21 protein-coding genes and 3 pseudogenes are annotated in these 24,595 nt (G+C 65.4%); 6 read left to right on the forward strand and 18 right to left on the reverse strand.

Annotation, left to right across the window (positions count from 1 at the left end; translation table 11 throughout):
• Positions 1 to 103: 103 nt before the first annotated feature.
• The 5 genes and pseudogenes from JZ791_RS09975 to JZ791_RS47165 form a co-directional block, all read right to left on the reverse strand.
• Entirely contained in the window at positions 104 to 4,051 is a 3,948-nt protein-coding gene (locus JZ791_RS09975; protein WP_216893929.1) for a non-ribosomal peptide synthetase, read from the reverse strand.
• Between the two features lie 9 nt (positions 4,052 to 4,060).
• Positions 4,061 to 4,825, reverse strand: a complete 765-nt coding sequence (locus JZ791_RS09980) for an amino acid hydroxylase (RefSeq protein ID WP_216893930.1) — start codon at positions 4,823 to 4,825, stop codon at positions 4,061 to 4,063.
• Between the two features lie 27 nt (positions 4,826 to 4,852).
• Positions 4,853 to 5,038, reverse strand: coding sequence for a hypothetical protein (locus JZ791_RS09985; RefSeq protein ID WP_216893931.1), 186 nt, complete (start codon positions 5,036 to 5,038; stop codon positions 4,853 to 4,855).
• 17 nt (positions 5,039 to 5,055) lie between these two features.
• Positions 5,056 to 6,036 (reverse strand): alpha/beta hydrolase, encoded by a 981-nt coding sequence (locus JZ791_RS09990; RefSeq protein ID WP_216893932.1) that lies wholly within the window; start codon positions 6,034 to 6,036, stop codon positions 5,056 to 5,058.
• Positions 6,037 to 6,348: 312 nt separating this feature from the next.
• Positions 6,349 to 6,528 (reverse strand): annotated as a pseudogene (locus tag JZ791_RS47165) (hypothetical protein); the annotation flags it as partial.
• 84 nt (positions 6,529 to 6,612) lie between these two features.
• Here JZ791_RS47165 and JZ791_RS46470 point away from each other — a divergent pair.
• A complete protein-coding gene (locus tag JZ791_RS46470) occupies positions 6,613 to 7,119 on the forward strand; it encodes a protein-tyrosine phosphatase family protein (RefSeq protein ID WP_216893933.1) in 507 nt (168 codons plus the stop codon).
• Positions 7,120 to 7,612: 493 nt separating this feature from the next.
• On the opposite strand, the gene JZ791_RS10000 is transcribed toward JZ791_RS46470, so the two are convergent.
• The 3 genes from JZ791_RS10000 to JZ791_RS10010 form a co-directional block, all read right to left on the reverse strand.
• Positions 7,613 to 7,852 (reverse strand): hypothetical protein, encoded by a 240-nt coding sequence (locus JZ791_RS10000; protein WP_216893934.1) that lies wholly within the window; start codon positions 7,850 to 7,852, stop codon positions 7,613 to 7,615.
• A gap of 330 nt (positions 7,853 to 8,182) precedes the next feature.
• Complete coding sequence (locus tag JZ791_RS10005; RefSeq protein ID WP_216893935.1) at positions 8,183 to 9,037, reverse strand: NAD(P)-dependent oxidoreductase; 855 nt, start codon at positions 9,035 to 9,037, stop codon at positions 8,183 to 8,185.
• Between the two features lie 187 nt (positions 9,038 to 9,224).
• Positions 9,225 to 10,547 carry an NAD(P)/FAD-dependent oxidoreductase gene (locus JZ791_RS10010; RefSeq protein WP_308162871.1) on the reverse strand — a complete coding sequence of 441 codons (1,323 nt, stop codon included), beginning with the start codon at positions 10,545 to 10,547 and terminating at the stop codon, positions 9,225 to 9,227.
• A 223-nt stretch (positions 10,548 to 10,770) separates the two neighbouring features.
• Here JZ791_RS10010 and JZ791_RS10015 point away from each other — a divergent pair, with 223 nt between their 5' ends.
• Entirely contained in the window at positions 10,771 to 10,935 is a 165-nt protein-coding gene (locus JZ791_RS10015; RefSeq protein ID WP_216893936.1) for a hypothetical protein, read from the forward strand.
• Positions 10,936 to 11,003: 68 nt separating this feature from the next.
• Here the strand turns inward: JZ791_RS10015 and JZ791_RS10020 are convergent, their stop codons facing one another.
• Complete coding sequence (locus JZ791_RS10020; RefSeq protein WP_216893937.1) at positions 11,004 to 11,465, reverse strand: SRPBCC family protein; 462 nt, start codon at positions 11,463 to 11,465, stop codon at positions 11,004 to 11,006.
• A 265-nt stretch (positions 11,466 to 11,730) separates the two neighbouring features.
• Between JZ791_RS10020 and JZ791_RS10025 the strand changes: the two genes are divergently transcribed.
• The 3 genes from JZ791_RS10025 to JZ791_RS10035 all read left to right on the forward strand — a co-directional run bounded on the left by JZ791_RS10025 (position 11,731) and on the right by JZ791_RS10035 (position 14,588).
• Positions 11,731 to 12,348 (forward strand): TetR family transcriptional regulator, encoded by a 618-nt coding sequence (locus tag JZ791_RS10025; RefSeq protein ID WP_216893938.1) that lies wholly within the window; start codon positions 11,731 to 11,733, stop codon positions 12,346 to 12,348.
• Between the two features lie 2 nt (positions 12,349 to 12,350).
• Entirely contained in the window at positions 12,351 to 13,151 is an 801-nt protein-coding gene (locus tag JZ791_RS10030) for a maleylpyruvate isomerase family mycothiol-dependent enzyme (protein WP_216893939.1), read from the forward strand.
• Between the two features lie 120 nt (positions 13,152 to 13,271).
• Positions 13,272 to 14,588 carry a hypothetical protein gene (locus tag JZ791_RS10035; RefSeq protein ID WP_216893940.1) on the forward strand — a complete coding sequence of 439 codons (1,317 nt, stop codon included), beginning with the start codon at positions 13,272 to 13,274 and terminating at the stop codon, positions 14,586 to 14,588.
• A 7-nt stretch (positions 14,589 to 14,595) separates the two neighbouring features.
• Here the strand turns inward: JZ791_RS10035 and JZ791_RS10040 are convergent, their stop codons facing one another.
• The 4 genes from JZ791_RS10040 to JZ791_RS10055 all read right to left on the reverse strand — a co-directional run bounded on the left by JZ791_RS10040 (position 14,596) and on the right by JZ791_RS10055 (position 18,064).
• Positions 14,596 to 15,192: a cupin domain-containing protein gene (locus JZ791_RS10040; RefSeq protein ID WP_216893941.1), complete on the reverse strand. Its 597-nt coding sequence runs from the start codon at positions 15,190 to 15,192 to the stop codon at positions 14,596 to 14,598.
• Complete coding sequence (locus tag JZ791_RS10045) at positions 15,179 to 16,288, reverse strand: 4Fe-4S binding protein (protein ID WP_216893942.1); 1,110 nt, start codon at positions 16,286 to 16,288, stop codon at positions 15,179 to 15,181. The genes JZ791_RS10040 and JZ791_RS10045 overlap by 14 nt, the downstream gene beginning before the upstream one ends.
• Positions 16,285 to 17,259 carry a 4Fe-4S binding protein gene (locus JZ791_RS10050; protein ID WP_216893943.1) on the reverse strand — a complete coding sequence of 325 codons (975 nt, stop codon included), beginning with the start codon at positions 17,257 to 17,259 and terminating at the stop codon, positions 16,285 to 16,287. The genes JZ791_RS10045 and JZ791_RS10050 overlap by 4 nt, the downstream gene beginning before the upstream one ends.
• 70 nt (positions 17,260 to 17,329) lie before the next feature.
• Entirely contained in the window at positions 17,330 to 18,064 is a 735-nt protein-coding gene (locus JZ791_RS10055; protein ID WP_216893944.1) for a glucose 1-dehydrogenase, read from the reverse strand.
• Between the two features lie 89 nt (positions 18,065 to 18,153).
• Between JZ791_RS10055 and JZ791_RS10060 the strand changes: the two genes are divergently transcribed.
• Positions 18,154 to 19,239 carry an NAD(P)H-dependent amine dehydrogenase family protein gene (locus tag JZ791_RS10060; RefSeq protein WP_216893945.1) on the forward strand — a complete coding sequence of 362 codons (1,086 nt, stop codon included), beginning with the start codon at positions 18,154 to 18,156 and terminating at the stop codon, positions 19,237 to 19,239.
• A gap of 1 nt (position 19,240) precedes the next feature.
• Here the strand turns inward: JZ791_RS10060 and JZ791_RS10065 are convergent, their stop codons facing one another.
• The 5 genes and pseudogenes from JZ791_RS10065 to JZ791_RS10085 all read right to left on the reverse strand — a co-directional run.
• Positions 19,241 to 19,864 carry a TetR/AcrR family transcriptional regulator gene (locus JZ791_RS10065; RefSeq protein ID WP_216893946.1) on the reverse strand — a complete coding sequence of 208 codons (624 nt, stop codon included), beginning with the start codon at positions 19,862 to 19,864 and terminating at the stop codon, positions 19,241 to 19,243.
• A 48-nt stretch (positions 19,865 to 19,912) separates the two neighbouring features.
• The gene (locus JZ791_RS10070; protein WP_216893947.1) at positions 19,913 to 20,998 is read right to left on the reverse strand and encodes an NAD(P)-dependent alcohol dehydrogenase; all 1,086 of its coding nucleotides are present in this window, start codon (positions 20,996 to 20,998) and stop codon (positions 19,913 to 19,915) included.
• A gap of 27 nt (positions 20,999 to 21,025) precedes the next feature.
• Positions 21,026 to 22,255 carry a cytochrome P450 gene (locus JZ791_RS10075; RefSeq protein WP_216893957.1) on the reverse strand — a complete coding sequence of 410 codons (1,230 nt, stop codon included), beginning with the start codon at positions 22,253 to 22,255 and terminating at the stop codon, positions 21,026 to 21,028.
• A 21-nt stretch (positions 22,256 to 22,276) separates the two neighbouring features.
• Positions 22,277 to 23,872 (reverse strand): annotated as a pseudogene (locus JZ791_RS10080) (acyl-CoA synthetase); the annotation flags it as partial.
• Between the two features lie 24 nt (positions 23,873 to 23,896).
• Positions 23,897 to 24,595 (reverse strand): annotated as a pseudogene (locus JZ791_RS10085) (hypothetical protein); the annotation flags it as partial.

The raw sequence follows: 24,595 nt of genomic DNA on the forward strand, positions 1-24,595 counted from the left end.
GACCGTGGCAGACGCAGACCGAACGCCCTCGGCCGGCTCGCGGTCAGCAGGATCGACGAAGCGAGCGACACCGCGGTTGCCACGATGGCAGCGAGATACTTGCTCACAGATCCTCCTCGTCGCCTTGCCGGCGTTTCAGTTCGCGGTCCAGGATCGGCCCGATGACCGCGAGCGCCTCGGGGTTGGTCATTTGGGCATGAGTCACGTCGACCCAGTGCTGGGTGATCCGGCCGGAGCAGTGCGGTCGCCACATATCGGCGGTCAGGTCGCCGGTAATGCCCTGGCGTGCCGAAAAATACAGCAGATCGCCGTCGTAGGAAGCAGGTCGGTAGCTCGTCGACATGGCAACACTGTCGACGTATCCCTGATGCAGGCGTTCGAGTTGTTCGCGGGTCAGTCCACGCCCCGGTCCGGGGCTGTCGGCGAGCACGTCGACAGCTTCGTCGAGGGTGAGGGGGCGGGTGTCGGGAGTGGCCGACTCGTTGCCCTCCAGATGGGTGACCAGGTCGCGTACGGTCGGCGGCTGCGGATCGGGCGCACCATCGCCGAATACCACGCTGTCGAACATGATGACCGAATCGACGTCGTAGCCTTGCGCGCGCAATCGGATGGCGAGCGCATGGGCGAGTTGCCCGCCCAGGGACCAGCCCAGCAGGTGGTACGGCCCCCGGGGTCGCACGCGGGTGAGTTCGTGCAGGTACGCCTCGACGAGTTCGTCGACGCTGTGACACCCCCCCGATCGCCCGGATACGGCTGGGGACTGCAGCCCGTAGACGGGCCGGTCGGTGACGTATTGCAGCAAGCCCGAGTAACACCACGACAGCGGTACCGCGGAATGCAGACAGATCAACGGCGTCCCGGAACCGTTGCTTCGCAACGGCAGAACCGTATCCAGAGCCGAACTGCCGACCAGCACACCACTGTTCGCGTCGGCGGCTGCCGATTCCATGGCAGCGGCCAAGGTTTGCACCGTCGGGGTGAAAAGCGAGGACACCGTCACCGTGGTGCCGGACCGCTCCGACAGCTGCCTGCACAGCTCGACGCCCAGCAACGAATTGCCGCCGAGCTCGAAGAAGTTGTCGTCCAGACCGACCCGAGTCTGTCCGGTCACTTCGGCGATCGTTTCCGCCACCACCTTCTCGGTCGGCGATGTCGGTGCGCGAAATACCGGGCGCGGTAGCGACTGTGGGTCGGGCAGGGCGGATCGATCGGTCTTGCCGCTGCTCGGATTGATCGGGATCTCGGGTAGCGGTACCAATACCGCCGGAATCATGCCGGGCGGCAGAACTGTCCGTAACCGCGTCAGAACGGCGGTGCGGTCGAAGTGCTGCGTCGCTGCGGCTGCCGGGACGACATAGCCGATCAACCGGTCGCCGAGTGTCTCCGACGTCCACATCCGGACCACGGCCTGCTCGACCGTCTCGTCCGCGGCCAGCGCGCGCTCGACCTCGGACGGCTCGATGCGCTGCCCGCGCAGCGAGATCTGTACATCGCTTCGGCCGAGGTACTCGAGCGTCCCATCGGGTTGCTCGCGGACCACGTCGCCGGTGCGATACATCCGAGTACTCCTCCGCCCGTAGGGGTTTGCCACGAAACAACTCGCGGTGATCCCTGGCCGTCCCAGATATCCTCGCGCCAGCGCGTCACCGGCGAGATACAGCTCGCCGCGTGCGCCGCACGGGGCCGGCCGCAACCGGGCGTCCAGTACGAGAGTCTGCACTCCGGGCAGCGCGCGTCCGATCGTGATCGTCGCGCCCGGCTCGAGCGGTTCGGTTTGGGTTACCACGACGGTGGCCTCGGTGGGGCCGTAGGAGTTGAACATCGGTAGCCGGCCCGCCCAGCGCTCGGCCAGCGCGGGCGGGCACTTGTCGCCGCCGACGGTTACCGTTCGCAGCGACGGCAATCGGTCCGGGTCGAGGGTTGCCAGAATAGCCGGTGTGACCACCAGGTGCGTGACGGCCTCATCCTGCATCACTTGCGAAAGTCGCTGCCCTGCAACGATATCCGGCGCCAGGGTGACCAGCGTCCCGCCGGGGGCGAATGCGGAGAGGTACTCCAGCATCGATGCGTCACAGAAGGGTGAATGTGCTTGCAGCACCACGGATTCCCGGGTGATGCGGTTACGGGTGCGCAGGTCTTCGGCTAATGCTGCCAGACCCTCGTGGGTACTCAGTACCCCCTTGGGCTCGCCGGTGGATCCGGAGGTATAGATGAGATAGGCCGGGTGCGTGGCACGCAGTGGTCTGATCCGGTCCGTATCGGTCACCGCGGCGGTCGGCCGTGCCGCGGCGGCGCGGGTGAACTCCTCGCTGTCGAGCAGCAACCAGTCGACCAGTGCGCCGGCCAGCGGCCCGCACCACTCGGTGAGGGTGATGCCCAGCGTCGCACCGGAATCGGCGAGGAGCTTCGCCACGCGCGCCGGCGGATCGGCCGGATTGATCGGGAAGAAGACCGCGCCGGTACGAGCAACCGCCCACAGCGCCATGACCGCGTCCACCGAACGCGGCAATGCCACCGCGACAACGACTTCCGGCCCAGCGCCGCGCGCGATCAGCTCACGCGCCCACTGGGCGCTCTGCTCGTCGAGTGCGCGATAGGTCGCCGATCGGTCCGGCCCGCTCAGTGCGATCCGTTCACCGGCGCCGATTGCGCCTGTGAGCAACTCCGGTAGCAGCCGCTGGTGGTGGCGCTGCTCTGGTGCGGCGATCGTGTGTGTCCCGGCGACTGCCGCGAACACCTTGTCCGCGCCGTCGGCCTGCACGAACCGGGACAGGCAGTCCACGAACTGCTGTCGATACCCCCGTACCTCGTCTGCTCGGTACAACTCGGGATTGGCATGAAAGTCGATGGTGAAGGGATCGCCGCCGGACCGGTAGCAGCTGATCGCCATATCGTCCACCGGACCCGCGGAAAGCAGATGCGTGCGCCCGCGGACGTCGCCGAAGCCGATGCTGTCGGGCAGGCTGAGGACGTTGATCAACGGGCCATAGCCATGCCGGCCGGCCTGGCCCACGCCGTGGTCGCGGAGCAAGTCCTCGTGCCGATACAGCTGGTGGCGCAACGCACCGATCATGTTCAGGCGCACCTGCCGGACCAGGTCACCGACCGTGCGGTCGGCCACGCCCCGTACGCGCAAGGGCACCACATTCGAGACCATCCCCGCCGATTGCCGTAGCGCGCCGCTGGTCCGCCCGGCGACCGGCAGTGACACCGTCACATCTGTATCACCGGTCATCTGTGCCAGAAACGCGATGGCCGCCGCGACCAGCACCTCGGCGGCGCCGGCGCCGTACCGGTCGGCCACGGCCTCGAGCCGGGCCATGGTCGCCGCATCGATGGGGGCGTGCGCGATATGCGGCCGCGCCGACGGTGCCGCGTACCGATCGCTGAGCCGTGTCACGTGGTCGAGCCCGGCGAGCTGCGTTCCCCAGTAATCCCGATCGGCGGCGAACCGCGGCGAGGACCGATACCGCTGCTCGGCTGCCACGATCTCGGCCAAGGGTACCGCCCGGCACGGTGGCGCGGTGCGGCGTTGCGTTGCGGCGGAATGCAATTCGGCCGTCCGATGCAGTACCTGAGCGGCGCCGAAGCCGTCGACGGTTATGTGATGGCTGCGTCCGTAGCAGCGATATCGGTCGGGGCCGAGGGTGAACAACACCGCCTTCGTGACGTCGGCGCCGGTGAGATCGATGCCGCCGAGATGGTCGTTGCTCATCCACACCTGTGAGGCGTGTTCGGGGTCGGGGTGATCGCTCAGATCGATGCAGTCGAATCCGGTATCCGCGCCGTGGTCGAGGTATTGGCACGGTCGGCCGTCGACGATCGCGAATCGCACATGCGGGGACTGTAATTCGCGGGCGGCGCGCCGGGCGCAATCCTGAAGGAGCCCGATGTCGAGACTGCCCTGCACGTCGGTGTACAGCGAGATGGAAAAAGGAACGCTCGGATGCAATTGCTGAGCCAGCCACAGCTCGGACTGCGCGACCGACAATTCGAAGAAATCCACGTCCGCGTTGCCATTGCGCAGTCCGGTACTCGACAGGTCTACCACCGCAATTCCTTAATTCTCGACGCTCGTCCGGAGGAAACCCTTTACTTCCGTCATCATCCGGCTGACCGAATCGGCGACGAAAAGGACAGGCTGACAAATTCTGTCATCGATGCGGCTGGCGAGTATGTCTTCGACTCGGAACTCTCGCAGATCCGCGTTCACGAACGACTCCATCTCGGTGACCGAGGACAGGATCGCGGCTCCGTACGCTCGCGGGTGACCCCTTTCGGTGACCAGGCCGACCTCCAGGGTGAACCAGAACAACCGCGCGATCGCGGTCCGTGCCTCGTCCGAGGTCGCTTGATTGGCGGCCCGTCCGAAGCAGCGGTACAGCTCCGCGAATTCCGGATCGGCCAGTATTACCGCATGTCCGACCAGTTCGTGGATGACGTCGGGATCGGGTGAGAATGCCTGCTCGGTCACCGGCCGCACATCGGGCGTGGCGTGGAGGATGTTGTCTGCCATAGGGCCGTAGAACAGGCGGCCGGGTTGGCTTCCGATGACCGGCGCCAACTCGAAACCGGTCAGCGAACGGAGGGTGCGGGACACCTCGTTCATTTGCGGAACGCGATCGGCGGGCAAGCGAACGAGGCGAGCGGCACAACGATAGTCCGCGCAACCGAGTTGCTCGTGCATGGCGCGAAGCGTCGCGAAAATACGCGACCACAGCGCGTCCTCGTCGCTGCTGTAGACGAAGTCGGGCACGGGCTGCCCCGGGCGGCACGCGCGGGCGACGCGCTCGCGCTCGGATCGAACGTCGAGACCAACCGTCATCGCAATCAATCCTCTCCTCGAGTTGCCCTACATCGCGCCCGTCACCACCACTCGGAAGCGATCGGCGCTGACAATCGGTGCATTCCGTTTGCGCGAGTACCCGTGCCGATTTTCAGCAAACAAATCGACGAAGACGGCGGGAGTGCTGTAGAAGATGTTTTCCCGCAAAATATTCGGCGTAATACTTGCTCGGATTCCGCTCCAGGTATTCATACGACCTTCACAAATGATCAGGCGCCGATCGCGGCCGCGAACATCGGCCACGAATCGTGCAGGGAGTCTTGCCAATATCCCCATGCGTGTGTTCCCGTCGGGCGGAACACTATTCGCGCCGGCACACCCGCGGCACGCAGGGCCGAGGCGAACCGAGCCGTACATCCGTTGACCACCGACTCGAATCCGCCGCCGATGACGACGTGATCGGCGAGCGCGATCGGGTTGCCCGCGACGTCGCGATCGCCCAGCGACTCGTGCGGGCCGGGAAGGCCTGTTCCCGCCGACACATACACTCGCGTGCCGCGCAGCCTGTCGGCGTGCAACGTCGGGTCGTTGGCAGCCCACTGCGGATCCGACGGCGGACCCCACATATTCATTGGGTTCGCGCCGTAACGGGCGACCATCATCGACACGTACGCCTGAGCCACCGGATCGCCCGTCTGCGCACAACCGCTGTACGAGCCCACCGCCTGATATACCCCCGGCGAACGAACGGCCAGACTCAAGACCGACAGCGCCGACATGGACAGTCCGGCGATCGCATTGCGTCCGGTCGTACCGAACGTCGTATTGATGACCGACGGCAGCTCCCGAGTCAAGAAGGTTGTCCACTTGTTGCGGCCCAACGCCGGGTCGTCGCGCTCCCAGTCCGTGTAATAGCTCGCCCGACCGGCCAGCACCAATACGACATTCACATTCTTGTCGGCGAAGAACTTTGCCACGTCCGTCCGGTCGAGCCACCCCGACCCGGTTTCCCCGCCCTCCACGCCATCGAGGAGATACAACGTCGGATGCGGCGCCGAGGTATTCGCCGGGCGCAACACCCGCACCGGGACGAACCGGTTCATCGACGGCGAATAAACGTTCAGGCCGACCTGCGGCGCGACTGGCGCGATCGGATCACCGCCGGCCGAAACGGCGCCGACGGTCGCCGAAACGAACGAGATGAGGACTGCGGCGAGCCACCGCGCACCGACTGCGGGCAGGTTCGGCATCGACCCCTCCGGTCTTTTCGCCAGCAACGTTGTAGCAACAGTAGACTGCAGATTACTACAAGGGCTGGAGCAATCCGGGACTTTGCTACCACATTGCCAGGCCGCGTCGTCGGTCGATGAATACGATGTGTGGGCCCGTAAATTCTGGTCAGCCGCTCAGCTCGCCGGCCGTGGCCGCATATGCGGGGAGCGTCCTGCCGGGCATACCTCGCCTGTAAAGCTCCTCCAACATCTCGATCCGCTCATCCATGCGCCCAGCATTTCCGCCACCGCTGGGTTCGCTGGTCGTGCAGAAGTCTTTCGCAGGCAAGGTCATCCGTGCCACCGGCCGGGCAGTGAACTGGTGGGTCGGCCTGGCCGTGTGCGGGGTCGGAAGAATGAGCCGTCCATCAGGCTCTGGGCGACGACAGGGTTCGGGAACAGGGCGTACCAGTCGTTCGGTGCGCGGTTGCCGGTCAGGATCAGGGGCCTGTCGCTGAGAGTGCGTTCGCTGGTCGGTCCGTTGGGCTGAGTATGGTCGACACCATGACGGTGTGATCCCCGGCTCTCGGCCGGGTCCTCGGGAGGTAGACAGCGGTGCGGATCAAAAACCCAGGCCCGGGGGCGGAGTTCGCCGAGACACCGTGGAACGAGATCGTTCCAGGATTGTTCATGGGCGGCCACCATCGGCGGGATGAGAGCGGGGATGTGGTCCCGGTGGTCGTCACGGATGAATTCGACGTCGTGATCAGCCTGTACTCCCAAGCCGGGCACGGCCCCGGCCCCGGCGTGCAGCACCACATCGCGCACATGCCCGATGACCCGCTGACCTCCGACCAACTCGGCGAGGTGAGTCGCCTGGCCGACATCGCCCGGGCGGCGGTTAGCGACGGTAAACGCGTGCTCGTCCGGTGCCACGCCGGCTACAACCGCTCCGGCCTGATCACCGCTCAGACCCTGCATCGTCTCGGCTACTCGATCGACGACGCCATTTTTCTAGTCCGTTACCGCAGATCAAAGTACGCCCTGAACAACTCCATCTTCGTCGACTACCTGACCACGGGTATCGACGTCGCGCGCCTGCTGACCGGACTGGAGACCTGACACCGACGTTCGCCACGGTACGGGCGGCCGGCACAGTGGATTGCCGGTGCACTGTCGAGGCGCGCAATATGCCGGAATGTCGCCGCGACAAGTATCCTGCCTGTGAATTTCCGCCTTGTGTCGGCCCGATGTTCGCGTGTCAATCCCGGGCATGAACTGCGTCACATTAAGCGTTCCTCGAAAGCTGCTGATTGGAAGCGATTGCAATTATCTGTTAACGTTTCGCGAATAAAGATTGGGTGGAGATTTCGGTCCAACCGACATTGTTTGCTCGTAATGTGCCAGGTCATTGGCCTAGGTGGGTGGTCACTCTCAGTTCGATGAACGGCTGTAACTATTGATACGATCCGGATCGTGCATTATCTCGAAGTCGACTTGCAGGTGCCGTTCTCATTGGAGGAAATAAACTTCCAGGGTTCAAAAGAATCGATAGCGACATCGAATAAATGCACGTCCGAATTCAATAGCGAAAAGTGAGATCAATGGGTGAAAATCAGATGGGTACGTCGGGTTCCGCGCTGCGTGCGGGCCGGCGGATCGGGGCGATCGCCACGATGGTCGGTGTCGGGGCGAGTGCGGCGATGCTGTTCGGGACGGGCGCCGCGAACGCTGTAGGTTCGGTGCCGTGTACCGATGGGCCGGTGAGGTCCACCGTGGTCGTGGACTGCACGGATACCGACCCCACCGGGGCGACGTTGTACATCGTCGCGTATTGCTCGGACCTCGCCAACATCGGCGAGCAGGCGCGAGTAATGCCGGGTCAATCGGTACACATCGTCCGCAATTGCAGCCCCGCGGCACACCCTGTCATCTGGTGGGTCGGCACACAGACCGACGGGGAAGAGTGGCAGTCGGAGCATGATCAACACGACCATGACCACTCCCACGACGACCACCATGACCACCACGATCACTGACCCGTAGTGCGACCGGGGAAGACGTAAGCACTTCCCCGGTGCACGCAAACCGGCCGCACATCAACCACTTTCATGGGCCGGCGGCGCGGCTGACCAGGACGTTCACGCGTCGCCGAGCGGCGGACGAAACGTTCGGCAGCCAGCACTCAGGCCTGTGGTCGCTGGTCGAGTTCGACCAGCGCGGTGATGTCCGCGGAGTCCCAGCCATTGTCCGCGACGCTCAGGTAGGCGTCGCGGGCGGCCTGTGTGACCGGGAGCGGGGTGTTTTCGGGAGCGAGTCCGAGGAAGTGGCCGAGGTCCTTTGCGCCGAGTCGCGTGGTGAACCAGCCCGCGTGCTGGGGGTCGAACAGGCTGGGGATCCGGTTGCGCAGGCCGGCGGGCATCATGGCCGAGTTCTGAAGAAGGGTGGTCAGTGTCTCGTCGTCGATGCCGGCCGCGCGGGCGACTCGGACGGTTTCGGTGACTACGGCGAGTCCGGTCATCAGCAACTGGTTGTTGAGCAGCTTGATGACCGAGGCGCGGGCCGGATCCGTACCGGCGTTGAACGGCCCGGCGAACAACTGCCAGACCGGCGACAAAGCCTCCAGCGCCACCGCGGCTCCGCCGATGACGAAGGTGGCCTCCCCGGAGGCGACGGCTCGGGGCGCTCCGAGGATCGGGGCCGCGACCAGCCGGTCACCGTAGAGTTCACGCAGCTGGGTCAGCGTCTGCGGAGATACCGTCGAGGTGACGGCCACGATCGAGTGCGGCCAGCCCGCGCGGGCCACGCCCTCGGGCGCCGCGACATCCAGCACGCTGCGGTCGTCAGCGGTGCAGATGAAGACGGCCTCGGTGTCCGAATCGATGTCGTCGGGTGAGGAGAGTTCGGTGGCGCCGCGCGTAATCAAATCGGCCGCTTTGCCGGGCGTGCGGTTCCATATCTGGACCGCATGATCCGCGGCCAGTAGCCGCTCGCTGAGGGCTCGGCCCATATTGCCCATTCCGATCACTGCCACTTTCACGTTGTGTTCTCCCTTCGAGTGCCGTGCTCGATCGTCCGAGAAAACCCGCGGGGCCAGCGATGATCACCGTGCGGGGGTCAGGGCTGTGGTACCCGGCATCCGGGGGAAGCAATCTCGACCGGTGCGATCAATTCGTACCAGGGTCGATTCCCGATCGGCCGCGGCAGGGCGATTCCGGCCGCGGCGGCTATGAATGGATTCCCTCGCTGCTCCCGAAGCTGGCCTCGTCAGGGCTCACGAGGCCCAGCAGCGCCAGTGGGCGGCGGGTGACAGTGTTGGTCAGGTAGGTGAGGGAAATCGCCCAGCGGTTCACTGCTCGGGGCACCGCGTAGAGATGGTAGGCGCGGGTGACGGCCTTGGCCGGTAGGCCGGACAGGTGCACGCCGAGGGGGTTGGCGACCGCGAAACGCGGTCCCAGGTCGACGACCAGGCCCATGTCGCGATGCTTGTAGGGCGCCGCAGTGCCGATGCCGACGGCCGCGGCGACATTCCTGGCGAGGATCTTGCCCTGGCGGGCGGCGTGCTGCGCGGTCGGCGGTGTGATCTTGCCCGGTTTGGTGAGATCCGGCACGGCCGCGGCATCGCCGCCGGCGAAGACGTGTGGGTGGCTCGGTACACGCAGATGGTCGTCGACGACCAGGCGTCCTCGTTCCATGGGGAGGCCGAGCGTGCCCAGCATGGGGGAGCCGGTCACGCCCGTCACCCACGCGACCGTGTGCGTCGGGACGATGGTGCCGTCGGTCAGGACGGCCTGGTCATCGGTCAATTTCTGCAGCGAGGTCTCGAGCCGGACTTCGACTCCTCGTTTTTTCAGGACTTGTAGGGCCTTGTCGCCCAGCCGTTCCCCGACCTCCGGCATCACCCGCTCGGCGGTGTCGAGCAGCAGGAAGCGGATCTCGGACGGGTCGAAACCGCGGCGCTCGGCGTAGTCGTCGGCCAGGGCCCGCAACTGTGCGATCAGCTCGGTGCCCGCGTAGGAGGCGCCGACGACCACGACCGTGCGCCGTGCCTGGCGAAGTTCCGGGTCGTCCTCCCGATCGGCCAGCTCGAGCTGGCGCAGCAGTTGTTCGCGCAGGTACAGCGCCTCGGCGACGGTCTTGAGACCGTGTGCGTGCTCGGCCACACCACTGACATCGAACAGCCGGGTGACCGAACCGGGAGTGAGAACGAGATGATCCCAGGAGATTTCGCGCGAGGTCTGCTGCGGGCTCGTCACCGTGATCGTCTTGTTCTCCATGTCGACCGACTCGGCGGTCGCGATCTCCAAGCGCACCCGCGGGAGGGAATCGGCCAGGGAGATGGCGACGAATCGGGGATCGATCAGTCCGCCCGCCACGTCCGGCAGAAGCGGCGTGTAGAGCATGTAGTCGTTGGGCGTCACGAGCACTATCTCGATGTCGCGATGTGCCCGCGCGAGAATCTTGCACAACCTCTTGGCACAGCAGAATCCCGCGAATCCGCTGCCCACGATCACGATCCTTTTGTCCGCTTTGTCGCTGGTGTCGGCCACAGCCGCCTCCTTCGGATAGGCCCCACGAGGGGCGGTTCCCGGATACGCAGACTCGAAACTCGACAGGCCGACGGTATCGCGACGGCCGCATCGGCTATGATGGCGTTCAGCTGAATTGCATTGGTGCACTGGCGAAGAGAGCGTCGGGCGCCATTCGAGCCCTGCGTCTCCGGGTATTACGCCCTCGCTGACACCTGCCGCCTCGGATGTGACGGAGGACTTCATGGTGATTGCGGAGCTGGACAATGCCGATGGTTTCGACGAGTACGACGGGATAGGTCCCGACGGTGCGCCGGTGGCGCACTGGCCCGAGCCCAGCCCGCTCGCCGGCTGGTGGCGTACGATAATGTCCACCACCGCAACGGAATCCGCTGATCCGCAAGGGTAATCGGAGGTAGAGCGGTCGAAAAGCGTCGGGCCGCGAGATTGTCGCGGCCCGCCATCGGTCCCTGGCTCTCACGCGTCCGGGCGTGAGACGTCGCCGCGCCATGCGCCGGTTTCCGTCGGCCGATTCTCGATGAAGTGCTTGAACCGTTTCATATCGCCCTTGACCCGGTGGTCCAGGACGCCGAACTTGTCGCCGACGTTTTCGACGAATCCCTCCGGATCCACCTCGAGCTGGGCGGTGACCCGCGTGGTGGTGTCGCCGAGGCGGTGAAAGGTGATGACGCCGGCGTGAGTGGGTCCGCTGTCGGATTTCCAGGCGACGCGCTCGTCGGGGTGCTGTTCGGTGATGGTGGCATCGAAGTCGCGGCTGACCGGTCCGACCCGCACCTTCCAGTGCAGATGGGTGGGATCGCGCTGCTCGATCCGCTCGACGCCCTCCATGAATTCGGGGAAGGTCTCGAACTGGGTCCACTGGTTGTAGACGGTGCTGACCGGTGCCTCGACATCGATCGATGCGTTCACTGAGCTCATATACTCCTCCTCTGGCTGCCGGATGGCCTTCGATTCGACGGCCATCGGGTGTCACTTCGGGCGACCTACCCGAGCCCTGTGGGGGCAAACACCCGTCGCCGATCCGACGGCGAGCCGACTCGTCGCCATCGCCGCACATGTGAATCGCGTCCTTCGCTGCCCGCCGTCCGGAACGGGCCTCGGATCAGCCCCTGTTGCTGGGGGCTTGTGCCGACCTGTCTATAGCCTCTAACCTAGCTATAGCCTATAGCTAGGAGTCGGGTACGTGGGGATCGAGCGGCGTAGCGGCGCGGATACGCGGCGGGAGATCGTGGATGCCGCGGTCGCGGTGATGGCCGAGCGTGGTGTCGCCGGGCTCAACCTGTCCGAGGTGGCCAGGCGGGTCGGTGTCCGGCAGCCGTCGCTCTACAAGCACTTCGCGTCGCTGCACGCGGTGTACGACGAGGTGTTCCGCGAGGGGGCCGAGCGCCAGTTGGACGCGGTGGCCCGGGCCGTGCGGGGGAGCAAGCCCGGGCTGCCCGCGCTCGCGGCCGCGGTCGAGGCGATAGGGCGGCTCGCGATGGCCGATCCCGTTGTCGCGCAGTTGTTGTCGTGGCGGCCGGTGCCGGACTTCGTTCCATCGCAGGAGGCTTTCCGGCCCAGTGTCGAGATGGTCGGGATCGTGCGGGCCACGTTGCGGGATGCGGTCGCCGCCGGGGAATTGGATTCCGCGGCGGACTCCGACGAGGGGGTCGCACTGGTGTCGATCATTGTTTCCGGGACGTTGACCCAGCAACTGGCCAACGAACCCGACGCGGGTTACGAGGACGGCCGGTTCAGTTCGCTGATGCCGAGCGTCTTCGCCATGTTCGTCCGATATTTTGCCCCGAAAACGCAGGAATAATCATGCACCGAATTCAAATACAGCAGGCATTGAACATTCCACGACCACGGCCGCGAGAGGCCGCCGTGGAGGGTTCGGCGGAAGTGGCCGCGCTCAACACATTGCTCGCAGAACTGCCCGATGACGAATGGGACCGGCTCACCGCCAGTGCGGGATGGACGGTGCGCGACATTGTCGCCCACCTGGTGGGTCAGCACGTGGAATCGGCCCGGCCGTGGACGATTCCCGGGAAGTTGCGGCAGGCGCGTCACCGCTTTCCCGGCAGCAGCGCCCTGGACGCGCACAATGCCCTGCAGATCCTCGAATACAGCGCCCGGACACCCGACGAATTGCGGCAGTTGCTCGTGCGTTTCGGCCCGAAGGCGGTCCGCGCCCGCCTCCGGTCGCCGGAGTTCATCCGACGACGGAGTTTCGCCCGGTTCTTCCCGGAGGAGCACCTGCCCGACCTGAGTTTCGCGTATCTGTTCGATGTGCTGTCCAATCGAGACACATGGTTGCACCGGCTCGAGATCGCACGGGCCACCGGCCGGCCATTCACCACAGGCGAGCACGATCACGGAATCCTCGCCCAGGTATTGCGCGACCTCGCCCAGGCCTGGACAGGCCCGGCGATCACCCTCGAACTGACCGGAGCGACCGGAGGCAGATGGGCGCTGGGTGACGCCGAGCCGGTCGCGGCCGTGCGAACCCCGACCCTGGACTACCTCTGGCACCTGTCCGGGCGATATGGGCTGCCGGTACTCGAGATCGACGGCGATCCCTCCGCCGGCGCGGCTGTACTGGACGCCCGCGTCGAATTCTGAGCTGTCGACTGTAGGGGATCTCAGACCTCGGGACCGTTACCCGTAGTACTGCAACGGCACGTCCCGTGGTTATCGGAATGGGTGACGTCGTCGCCGTTGCAGGGGATATGAGGATCTGCGATGGGAATATCATTGCAGCATGAGATGGAGCCACTGCTTACCAAGCTTGGACAGGTAGCGGAAACCGCGTTCGAAGATCGAGAGCCCTATGGGGAAAGCCCGGATGTTTTGCGACAGAATCTGAAGATCTTCAATAATGACCTGTCGAGTCTCATGACACGATTCCGCGGATACTATTCCCTGGATGGGCACAACCTGGACGCCTTGGCCGATCGGTTCGCGGAGCACTCGGATCAATGGCAGACTCCGACGGGGAACTCTGTCTACTGTGCCATTGCACGGGCTGCGGACGGCATCGATGAGGTGGAGAAACTGATTCACCTGGGTGAATGGAATGGCACCGGAGCCGATTCCTTCTACCATAATTTTCTTTCGCCATTCAAAGACACTGCGGTGACACATGTCGCTTGCGCGGTGGAACTGGCGATCGGCGCCAAGGCGCTCGGCGAGGGGGTCGAACGAACCAAGGAATGCGTCGTCTGGATCTGCAAAGATCTCATTTCCCTCCTCGGAGGAGATAGTGACCCCGGGCCGCTACCCGGTGCGGAGAAAGAATCGGGGTACAAAGAGGATGCCGGCTTCGCAGCGATCCTTGCCGACACGGTCGCATTGTTGAAGGCGCTTCTCGCACCCGAGGTCGAGGTGTTCGACGCGAGTCTGGCCGCCCTCGGGGTGGGCGGCGGTCTGATCGCCGAATCGAAGTCGTCCGGTCACGGTAATTCCCTTCATATCAACCCGGGGGATTATTCGGCGCTCTCGCTCGTACGCAATACCTGGCTGACACTGGATCGGCTCGACAAGAATATCGGGGCGCTCGACGAGAAGATCGATCAGGGACTCGAAACCGATCTCGGTAAGTCAGGGCCATTCGGCAGCCCGTCCGCCCGGATGAAGAGTAAATCGCCCGTGCAGCCCTCGGCATATGGCCAGCTGAACGATACTGGACACAATGTCCAGGTCGTGGTCGACGTCGTGCAGCTGTATTACGCCGGATATAGCATCCTGCCCGTAGCCGCCGGATGGTACGACTTTGGTACCAAGATCTGCGCAGCGGCACACATCGACGGCGTACAGAAGCAATTCCCCAGGGCGGTCGGGAAATACAACGAGACGGTACCGACTTTCGGCGGACTGCTCGCCACAGTCCGCGATGACATCACCGCTTCGGCAGGCGCGATGGTGAAAGCGGCAACAACCTACCGTGACGCCGACCAAAACGAGGCCGGGCGGATCAAGACGCTCGAGAGCCAGATTCCATCACCGGGGAACTTCTCCGGCGTCGAACATTACACACCACCGGAATGGCTACAACCGTAGAGCTCTTTCATCGAAAGATGTGGGCGCGCAGGCCGACTGCCGGTGCGTACCCTCGGGGGCGGGCGATGCGGGCGGCGAGGGGGAGCAGGGCGTGTCGCTGTAGGGCTATTGGGATGGTGGCGGCGAAGGTTACCGAACCGGGGGTGCCCAGCATCATCAGTAGGTGTAGGAAGGGGAGTTCGTTCTGGGCGTTGGTTGTTCCGTCTCGGAGTGCGTGGCCGAGGGTTTTGCCGAACAGCATGAACCAGACCGGGCCTGGTGAGTAGAGGGTGCGGACGACGATGGGGTGGGTGGAGTCGTTGTAGGGATCGACGTGGGGTGCGCCTGGTGGGATCGTGACGATTTCGTCCGGTTTCAGCAGTCTGGATCGGTGTGCGGATCGGTAGCGCGCCCGGGGGCCGGACAGCAAGAGTGAATGCTGGGTGATTCCGGGGTGGACGTGAGCGGGGGCTTTTCCGGTACCGGGCGGTAGTACGCGGGTGGTTCCGAGATATTGGTGGCCGCCCGCGTAGAACCAGGGGTGTATTTCGAGCCGGGATCCATTGGTGCCCGAGTAGATTTCGAAGATCGGTAGGTCGCGCCGCAGTTGGTCAGGGGCGGTCATGGTTCTCCGGTGCGGGATCGATCTCCGGTTCCGGCACTACGACCCGGCGTGCGTGCCGGATCGTCTTGTGCGGGAACCTGGTTCGTACGTGGTCCTCGGTAGCCGAGTCGGCATCGACGTAGACGTATTCGGGTTTCCGCGTCAGGGGCTGGACGACGTCGCGCGCATGCTCCTGTGGGTCCGCGAGATAGGCGCCGAGTACGTCGGTTCCCGCAGGGCAGACTGCGACGCAGTAGCCGGCGCGGAACTGCGGTGAGAACGACAAGCTCTGCCAGACCGACAGTGTCTCCCCGGGCGTCACTCGCTGCCGGTAGTCGGCCGCGTCCGCGCTGTCCACGACGTCTTCCACCCAGCCCGCGAAGTTGGACAGTTCGTGGTGGTTGTTGTGTGTGTAGCAGGCGTCGAAGTCGAATTCGCCGTCGGCGTGAATGGCTCCGACCGGGCACGTGGTGACGCACAGGCCGCAGTCGATGCACGGATTCGACGGGACGGGCCGGTCGTAGCGGGAGATCGGGCGGTCGACGAGGATCGTGCCCAGCACGATGAAGGTGCCGTACTTCGGGTGAATCACGTTGCGGTGCAGGCCGATCTGCCCGAGTCCGGCGGCCACCGCGACGAGCTTGTGCGAGACCACCCAGCTCCGGTTCGGAAAGCGGTGTATCTCGGACGGCAGTCCGGCCGCCGGATACAGTGCGCGGGCGCCGTGCCGTTGCAACTCCAGGCAGATGCGCCGGGCGGCTTCGTGCGCGAGTTCCTGGGTGGTCGCGACCTCTCGATTGGCGGCGCTGATCGACCTGCTCCGCAGATTGTCGCGACTGGTCCGCAGGCAGAAGCCGATCAGCGCGCGGGTGCCCGGCATCGCCTCGAGGACGTAATCGCGCTCGTCCTCGAGCCCGGGCGTTGTCAGCGCGACGAATCCGACGTCGTCGACACCCGCGGACAGGCACAGCTCGCGCAGCCAATCGGCATCCAGATCACCGGGTTCCTCGTCGGGCGCCTGTGCCCGCATCTGCGCGACCGTGGGATGCGGTCGCTCACGGGTCCCGCGCTCGACCGGTACGTGCAGCGGACCCCACAGCCGTTCGGCGTCGCTCATCTCGCCTCCGGAGCCGGGTCGATATCGTCCGGCGGCATGATCCCGCTGTCCACGTGGCGCACCGTCTTGTTCGGAAACCGTTTGCGCGCATGGGCTTCCGCATTGGACCCGGGGCTCGCGTAGACGTTCTCGGGCTTGCGCTGCAACGGCCGCAGCACCAGTTGCAGATGCTCCTTGCGATCGGCCAGATATGGCCCGATCACCTCCGAGCCGGCCGGGCACACCGCGACGCAGTACCCGGAGCGATACTGCCGCCGCGACTGCATCGTCGTCTCCTGCGGGCTCATGCGCTGGTTGTAGTCGTCGAGGTCCGTGCTGTCGGCCATGACCTCGACCCAATCGGCGAAGTTGTTCACGAATTGGTTGTAGGTATGCGTGTAGCAGCTGTCGAAATCGAAACTGCCGTCGTTGTGTATCGCGCCCACCGGGCACGCGGCCACGCACAGATAGCAGCCCAGGCACGGATTCCAGTCGATCGGACGGGAATACGGCGTGATCACCGCGTCCGTGATCACGGTGCCCAGCCCGATGAAGCTCCCGAACCGGGGATGAATCACGCAGCGGTGAATCCCCATGTGCCCCAGCCCGGCCGCCACGGCGACCGGCTTGTGCGACACCGTCCACCCCCGGCTGGGCAACCGCTGCGCCTCCACCGGGAACGTCACCGACGGATACAGTGCCCGATACCCTCTGTCCTGCAACGCGATACTGATCGTGCGGCCGATCCGATCGAGAACCGGTATCGCGGTATCGATCTCGGTGTTCACGCTGCTGACCGCCCGGCTGCGGAAATTCTCCCGCGCCAGCCGCACGCACACCGAGATCAGCGATCGCGTGCTCGCAAGCGCCTCTCGCACATAGTCGACCTCACCCTCCAGCCCCGGCGTCTCCAGCGCCACGAACCCGGCATCGTCCGCTCCGGCGTCCAGACATATCTGCCGCAACTCCGCGGCATCCATTACTCCAGTCATGCAGTGCCTCCTGGAGATATGGACACCGCGCGACACCGAAATTCATCGGTGGGCGGACGGCGAACAGGAGTTACTTGTGGGGGACCGCCGTGACCAGGCCGCCGTCCACGACGAACTCCGAGCCTGTGGCGTAGGAGGATTCGTCACTGGCCAGGAACAGGATGAAGGTGGCGACCTCGGAGGGCTGGGCGGGACGGCCCAGGGGGATGGTCACGAGGTCGTCGGGAATTCCCTCGGTCATCGGCGTGCGAATCAGGCCGGGGTGCAGCGAATTCACGCGGATGTTGTGCGGCGCCAGTTCCAGGGCCGCCGACTTCGCCAGTCCGCGGACGCCCCACTTCGAGGCGACGTATCCGTGTGCCCAGGGCGCTCCGCGCAACCCCTCGATCGAGGAGACGTTGATGATCGAACCGCCACCGGCGGCGATCATCGAATCGATGACGGCGCGCATCCCGAGGAAGGTGCCGGTCAGGTTGACATCGATGATCTGACGCCACTTGTCGATGTCGAACTTCTGCAACGGCCCGCCGTTGACGATACCGGCGTTGTTGACCAGGACGTTGAGCTTCCCGAAGCTGCTCGTCGCCTCCGCCACCGCCGACTCCCACTGTTCGGGGTCGGTGACGTCGAGGTGCACATAACGCGCGGCGTCGCCGAGCGAGGCGGCAAGGGCTTTGCCCTGGTCGTCGAGAATATCGCCGATAACGACCTTGGCCCCTTCGGCCACGAGCAATTCGGCGTGTGCGGCGCCCATGCCCCGCGAACCACCGCTGATGAGCGCAACTTTGCCGTCTACACGTCCCATGGGCGTCACGCTAACATATGGTCTGGAATACGATCCAGACATCTGTCTGGAAAGTGATGGAATTCCACCGTCTGCGAGGAGAAAACCCTATGCCGATCCGCGTCGCCCATGTCGGCACTGGCAACGTCGGCCGTCTGGCCCTGGCCGGGCTGATCGAAAGCCCCCGGTACGAGCTGACCGGCGTATGCGTGTCGACGCCCGAAAAGGTCGGTCGGGACGCCGGCACGCTCGCGGGCCTGACCTCGACGACCGGTGTCACCGCGGTGTCCGACCTCGATGCCCTGCTGGCCACCGAGCCGGAGTGCGTGGTGTACTGCGCGATGGGCGACACCCGGTCGCTGGAGGCGATCGAGGACTGCCGCCGGTTGCTCGCCGCGGGTGTCAATGTGGTGGGCTCCGCGCCCGGACTGATGCAGTACCCGTGGCAGGTCCTGCCGGCCAAATTCACCGATCCGGTGGAAGAAGCCGCGCGGCAGGGCAATTCGAGCCTGTTCATCACCGGCGTCGACCCCGGGTTCGCCAATGACCTGCTGCCCCTTGCCCTGACCGGAACATGTCAGACGGTAGAGCAGGTGCGCTGCATGGAGATCGCCGACTACGCCACCTACGACGGCGCAACGGTCATGTTCGAGGTCATGGGCTTCGGCAAACCAGTCGACGAGATCCCGATGCTGCTGCAACCGGGCGTCCTGAGCATCGCCTGGGGGACCGCGATCCACCAGCTGGCCGCCGGGCTGGGCGTCACGGTCGAGAAGATCACCGAGAGCTACGAGCGGATACCCGCCGCAGCAGCCTTCGATATCGCCGCCGGCCACATTCCTCGCGGCGGTGTGGCCGCGCTGCGATTCGAGATCCAGGGAATCGTCGATGGCCGGCCCGCGATCGCCATCGAGCACATCACGCGGCTCAGCGCCGACATCTGCCCCGAGTGGCCACAACCCGCGCAGGGCGGTGGGTCCTATCGCATCGAGATCACCGGCGAGCCGTCGTACGCGGTGGACATCTGCCCCAGCAGCCGTAAAGGCGACCACAACCACGCCGCGATCGTCCTGGCCGCGGGCCGGATCGTGAACTCCATTCCGGCGGTCATCGCCTCCGCGCCCGGCATCCGGACCACCCTCGACCTGCCTTTGATCACCGCCCCGGGCGTGTTCGAAACCCCTGCCCGGCAGTAGGTCACACTGCGCACGCGGCGAACAGCATGCGCGCGGTGGTCTCCATCCGATCGGCGATCTCGGCATACGACGCGTAGCCCATGCCCGCGCGCAGCAGTGCTCCGGAATACAGGAGTTCCAGCGACTCGACCAGATCCGGATCGGCCTCGGGCCCGAGTGCGTCGACCAGCCGGCGGCGCATCTCGGCCCCGATCCGCAGCCGCAGATGTTCGACGTCGGGGTCCCCGCCGAGCAATGCGGTGGTGACGGCGTTGGCCATTTCGGGCTCGTCGCCCAGCAGCAGCGCGATCTGGCGCAGCGTCGCCACCGTTCGTGTCACGCGATCCGCGTCCTGCGCGTGATCGGGTGGCGGCGTCTGCGCCAAACGCCGCCAGAACGCCTCGGCGATCAGATGTTCCTTGGAGGAGAAGTAGGTATAGGCGGTCGCGGTGCCGACTCCGGCCTCCGCGGCCACGATCCGGACCGTCAGGGCGTCGTAACCGGTTCGGGCGAGCACGTCGATGGCGACCTTGGTCAGGCGTTCGACCGTATCGGCCTGCTTCTTCTTCAACCTGCGGCGCGTCGACTCGACACCGACGGAATCTGCATCGGACACCTGTCCATCGTAGAAAGGGCCGATAGTCATAGCAAATCCCTGTGACCGCGTGTGTCCGACCCGACACCGCCCGATGAATCAGTCGAAGGTCAGCACTGGCTTGATGACAGCGCCGCTCTCGCTGTCGGCCACCGCCTCGTTGATCTTATCGATCGGATAGGTGCGCACGATCTTCTCCATGGGCAACTCGCCCTGCCGATACCAGTCGACGAGCAGCGGAATGAACTGCCGGGGATCGCCGTCCCCCTCGATCGACCCGCGCAGCGTCTTGCCCTGGCCGATCAGCTTCGCGACCTCGACGGGCAGGGTGGATTCGCCGAGCGCCACCAGCGCCAGCGTCCCGAGCGGGGCGAGCGCGTCGATGGCACGGGCGAGCACCGGCGCGTGCCCGGTCGTGTCGAGCGCGTGTGTCGCACCGCCGCCGAGAGTTTCCAGGATCCGTTCGACGAGGTCATCGCGACCACCGTCCAGCACCAGGTCGGCGCCGACCTCCCTGGCGACCTCCAGCCGCGCGGCCGACAGGTCGACCGCGATCACGGCGCCGACGCCCAGTGCGCGCGCGGCCATCACCGCCGCCATGCCGACGCCGCCGACCCCGAAGACCACCAGGCTCGATTCCCGTTCCGGGCGAAGCACATTGACCACTGTCCCGGCCCCGGTCTGGATGCCGCATCCGAACGCCGCGGTCATGGCCAGATCGAGTTCGCGATCGACCACGACGAGATTGCGTGCGGCGGTGAGGATGTGCGACGAGAAGCTGGACTGCCCGAAGAACCCGGCGACGACTGGTTCCTCGCCTGCCCGAAGCGGCGACTCGGCGCCGAAGCGGCCCGCGTTCAACACGGCCCACTGCGCGCAGTACCCCGGCCGCCCCGCCCCGCACTGTGCGCACGTACCGCAACTGGCATAGGTCGCGAGCACGTGGTCACCGACCCGGATCCCCTCGACATCGGATCCGACCTGTTCGACCACGCCCGCGCCCTCGTGGCCCAGCACGATCGGCATCCCGGCCGGAAAGTTCTGTCTGGTAACCAGATCCGTGTGACACAACCCCGAGGCGACGATGCGGACCAGCACCTGGTCCGCGTTCGGCGAAGCGAGCGTGAGCTTCTCGATCGAGAACGGCTCGCCGGCGCCGCGGGCTACTGCTGCGGTGATCTCCATAGGTAACAACTACCTTCCGCGCGTGTGCTATTCGTAGCGGACCCCCCAGTGTTTGACGCCGTTGATCCACCCCGAGCGCAGTCGTTCCGGCTCGGATACCTGAGCCAGGTTCGGCATCACGTCCGCGATGGCGTTGAAGATCAGGTCGATCTCCAGCCGGGCCAGGTTGGCGCCGACGCAGAAGTGGGCGCCCGTGCCGCCGAATGCCAGATGCGGGTTGGGATCACGGGTGATGTCGAAGGTGAACGGATTGTCGAAGGCGTCCTCGTCGAAGTTGGCCGAGCTGTAGAACAGCCCGACGCGCTGGCCCTCGCGGATGTGCTGCCCGCCGAGTTCGGTATCGGCGGTGGCGGTGCGCTGGAACGCGGTGACCGGCGTTGCCCAGCGGACGATCTCGTCCACGGTTGTGCCCGGTCGCTGCTGCTTGTACAGCTCCCACTGGCCGGGGTTGTCGACGAACGCCTTCATGCCGTGCGTGATGGCATTGCGCGTGGTTTCGTTGCCCGCCACCGCGAGCAGGATGACGAAGAATCCGAACTCGTCCGAGCCGAGGGCCTCGCCGTCGACGTCGGCGTGCACGAGCTGGCTGACGATATCGCCGACCGGATTGTTCCGGCGTTGTTCGGCCATGTTCCAGGAGTAGCCGAGGATTTCGATCGATGCGGTGGTCGAGGCGTCGGTCGTCACGGCGTCCCCGTACTCCGGGTCGTCGTAGTTGAGCATGTGATTGGACCACTCGAACAGCTTGCGGCGGTCTTCCTGTGGGACGCCGAGCAATTCGGCGATGGCCTGCAAGGGCAGCTCGCACGCCACCTGCTCGACGAAGTCGCCGCCGCCCTCCTTCTTGGCGGCGTGCACGATGGCCGCGGCCCGCTCGGTCAGTGCCGCGCGCAGGCTCTCCACCGCGCGCGGGCTGAATCCCTTCGAGACGATGCGGCGAATCTTGGTGTGCTTGGGCGGATCCATGTTCACCAGCAGGGCGCTGGTGACCTCGATCTGGTCCATCGTCACCTGGCCGGGCAACCGGATGATCGAACCCTTGCGCTGCGAGGAGAACAGCTCGGAGTTGCGCGAGATCTCCTTGATGTCTTCGTGTTTGGAGACCACCCAGTAGCCGCCGTCACGAAACCCGCCGGACTGCTCATCGGCCTGCGGGTTCCACCACACCGGCGCGGTCCGGCGCAACTCGGCGAATTCGGCCACGGGTTTTCTGGTTTCCCACAGCGCCGGATCGGTGAAGTCGAATCCGGCGGGAATGGACGGTGCCGAGCGCGTGGCCTGGTGATCCGGTTCCCGGGCGGAGACGTAGTCCCTGGCCCATCGATAGTCGGGTTTGCCGCTGGGGGAGCGGGTGATGACCTCGGCGATCCAGATGCTGCGCGGGACCTTGTACCCGGCCAGATGCTGCCGCACGTGGGCGATCAGGCCGTCGAAGTCGTGCACGCCATCCAAGGGAATCGACACCACCGCCGCGACCTGCTGTCCCCATCGCTCATGGTCGACGCCGACGACGACCGCGTCGAAGACCGAATCGTGAGCCTTGAGCACCCCCTCCACTTCCTCCACGAACACCTTCTCGCCGCCGGTGTTGATCACCATGTTGCCGCGGCCGAGCAGGGTGATGGAGCCGTCGTCCTCGACGCGCGCGCGATCGTCCGTGACGACCATTCGGGTGCCGTCGACGGTCTTGAACAGCCGCTCGGACTTCGCGCTGTCCTTGTAGTAGCCCATCGGCACGGATCCGGTCTTCGCCAGCCACCCTTCGGCTCCGGCGGCGACCGGACGCCCGGCTTCGTCGACGACGACCGCGCCGCGTCCGGTCTGTACTCGCGGACCACGGGTCGGGTCGTCGTTCTTGGTCGCGAAACCCATTCCACCGAAACCGGTTTCGGACGACCCGATGGAGTCCGAGATCACCGCCGACGGAAACTGCTCGAGCAGCCGGTTTTTCACCGGTTGCGACAACAGCGCCGCGCCGGAGGCGATGGCGATCAGTGAGGTCGCGTCCACGTCGCGGTAGGCGTCCAGCAGCGGCCGGGCCATGGCGTCCCCGGTGATCACCATGACCTGGGGGCGTTCGCGTTCCACCGTGCGCCACACCTGCGGAGCGTCGAACTTGGATTCGAATATGACGGCGTTGCCGGTCCACAGTGCGGTGAACGTCGGCATCATCGCCGAGGCGTGGATCAGCGGCGGCAGGACCAGCCAGGTGCTGGGGTCGTTCTGGCTGCCGACGCGGGATTGCTGGTATTCGTCGGCCATCGGTTCGCCGGTGTAGAAGTCGATGCCCCCGCCCAGCACGCGCCACATGTCCTCCTGGCGCCACATCACGCCCTTGGGCATTCCGGTGGTGCCGCCGGTGTACATCATGAACAGATCGTCGCTGGTGCGCTCGACAGACCGGCGTACCTCGGGCCGATCCGCCAGCGCCGCTTCGTATTCCGTGGCCGAGGTTGCCAGGTGCTCGCTGTCGAGATCGTCGTCCACCACCACCGAATGCCGCACCCGGGGAACCTTGTTCAGCGCCTCGGTCACCGGCTTCGCGTAGCTGCGGTGGAATACCAGGACGTCGAGGTCCGCGTTGTCGTACAGGTAGCGCAGTTCTTCGACGCCGTAGCGGTAGTTGACATTGATCGGCGCCGCGCGCAATGTGAAGCAGGCGATGATGGTTTCCATCGTTTCGATGCTGTTGTGCATCTGGAAGCCCACGTGCGAATCGGCGCCTACTCCGATCGAGGCGAGATAATCGGCGAACCGATTCGCTCTGGCCTCGAGTTCGGCGAAGGTGACGCGGCGCTCGCCATGAATCAACGCGATGCGATCCGGCATCGCGTCGACGGCATGCTCGAATAGATCAGCGAAATTACACGCCATGGTAATTCGTCTCTCGGTAGGGGATCAGATCACGGTCAGCGGCAGGGGAATGCCGCGGTCGGCGAAATGGAAATCGGCGCCGGTGGAGAAGCGGGTGATGGCTACTTCTCCGGATTCGGCGAAGGGTTGATTCGTCAGGGGGAAAGCGATCGACAGTTGCTGGTCGTCGTCATCGATGACCTCTGCCGCGTAGCGCGGGTTGACGCCGCGCGCCATGGCTTCCAGGGGCGCGAGGTGTTCCGTGTCGATCAGCGACTGCCACACCTGGTCGGAGACTGCCGGGCTGTTCTTCGGGATCCGTAGCTGGACACCGGAGTCGGTGAGATCGACGCGAGCGCCGGTGTAGCGCACCGGATTCCATGCGGGATGCAGTGTCAGCACGCGCGCCAGCGCCGCGTCGTCGTCGCCGAGGGCCAGGGCGTCGCGGATCCGCTCGGAGGTGAGGCCCGCGATGCCCGCGAACTGCTTGCGGCCGATGTCCGCCGCCCCGTCGGAGTCCGTGCGCGACCGGATCGCGATCAGGAATCCGAGTGCCAGCAGATGATGCTGCAGGCAGACCTCGTCCGCGATGCGGATCAGCGCGGAGCGGGAGAATTCATCGAACCGGATATCGCTCAGCAGGGGACCGCCGTAGTCGTGCCGCCCGGGGTCGGCCGAGTCGATCGGCTCCAACTCCACCTGGGCGGCGTGGGAGGCGGTCAGCAGTTCCGCGTTGGGCGGGAC

Origin of the sequence: Nocardia alni, assembly GCF_019038435.1 — a bacterium.
Lineage (GTDB): Bacteria > Actinomycetota > Actinomycetes > Mycobacteriales > Mycobacteriaceae > Nocardia > Nocardia alni.

What these genes read in the sequence shown, in the direction of transcription:
- JZ791_RS10065 (WP_216893946.1), bottom strand. Translation starts at nt 19,864, where the DNA reads ATGACTATCGGCCCTTTCTACGATGGACAGGTGTCCGATGCAGATTCC.
- JZ791_RS10070 (WP_216893947.1), bottom strand. Translation starts at nt 20,998, where the DNA reads ATGGAGATCACCGCAGCAGTAGCCCGCGGCGCCGGCGAGCCGTTCTCG.
- JZ791_RS10060 (WP_216893945.1), top strand. Translation starts at nt 18,154, where the DNA reads ATGCCGATCCGCGTCGCCCATGTCGGCACTGGCAACGTCGGCCGTCTG.
- JZ791_RS10020 (WP_216893937.1), bottom strand. Translation starts at nt 11,465, where the DNA reads ATGAGCTCAGTGAACGCATCGATCGATGTCGAGGCACCGGTCAGCACC.
- JZ791_RS10015 (WP_216893936.1), top strand. Translation starts at nt 10,771, where the DNA reads ATGGTGATTGCGGAGCTGGACAATGCCGATGGTTTCGACGAGTACGAC.
- JZ791_RS10045 (WP_216893942.1), bottom strand. Translation starts at nt 16,288, where the DNA reads ATGAGCGACGCCGAACGGCTGTGGGGTCCGCTGCACGTACCGGTCGAG.
- JZ791_RS10035 (WP_216893940.1), top strand. Translation starts at nt 13,272, where the DNA reads ATGGGAATATCATTGCAGCATGAGATGGAGCCACTGCTTACCAAGCTT.
- JZ791_RS09985 (WP_216893931.1), bottom strand. Translation starts at nt 5,038, where the DNA reads ATGAATACCTGGAGCGGAATCCGAGCAAGTATTACGCCGAATATTTTG.
- JZ791_RS10040 (WP_216893941.1), bottom strand. Translation starts at nt 15,192, where the DNA reads ATGACCGCCCCTGACCAACTGCGGCGCGACCTACCGATCTTCGAAATC.
- JZ791_RS10000 (WP_216893934.1), bottom strand. Translation starts at nt 7,852, where the DNA reads ATGTTGGCGAGGTCCGAGCAATACGCGACGATGTACAACGTCGCCCCG.
- JZ791_RS10050 (WP_216893943.1), bottom strand. Translation starts at nt 17,259, where the DNA reads ATGACTGGAGTAATGGATGCCGCGGAGTTGCGGCAGATATGTCTGGAC.
- JZ791_RS10030 (WP_216893939.1), top strand. Translation starts at nt 12,351, where the DNA reads ATGCACCGAATTCAAATACAGCAGGCATTGAACATTCCACGACCACGG.
- JZ791_RS09980 (WP_216893930.1), bottom strand. Translation starts at nt 4,825, where the DNA reads ATGACGGTTGGTCTCGACGTTCGATCCGAGCGCGAGCGCGTCGCCCGC.
- JZ791_RS09990 (WP_216893932.1), bottom strand. Translation starts at nt 6,036, where the DNA reads ATGCCGAACCTGCCCGCAGTCGGTGCGCGGTGGCTCGCCGCAGTCCTC.
- JZ791_RS10055 (WP_216893944.1), bottom strand. Translation starts at nt 18,064, where the DNA reads ATGGGACGTGTAGACGGCAAAGTTGCGCTCATCAGCGGTGGTTCGCGG.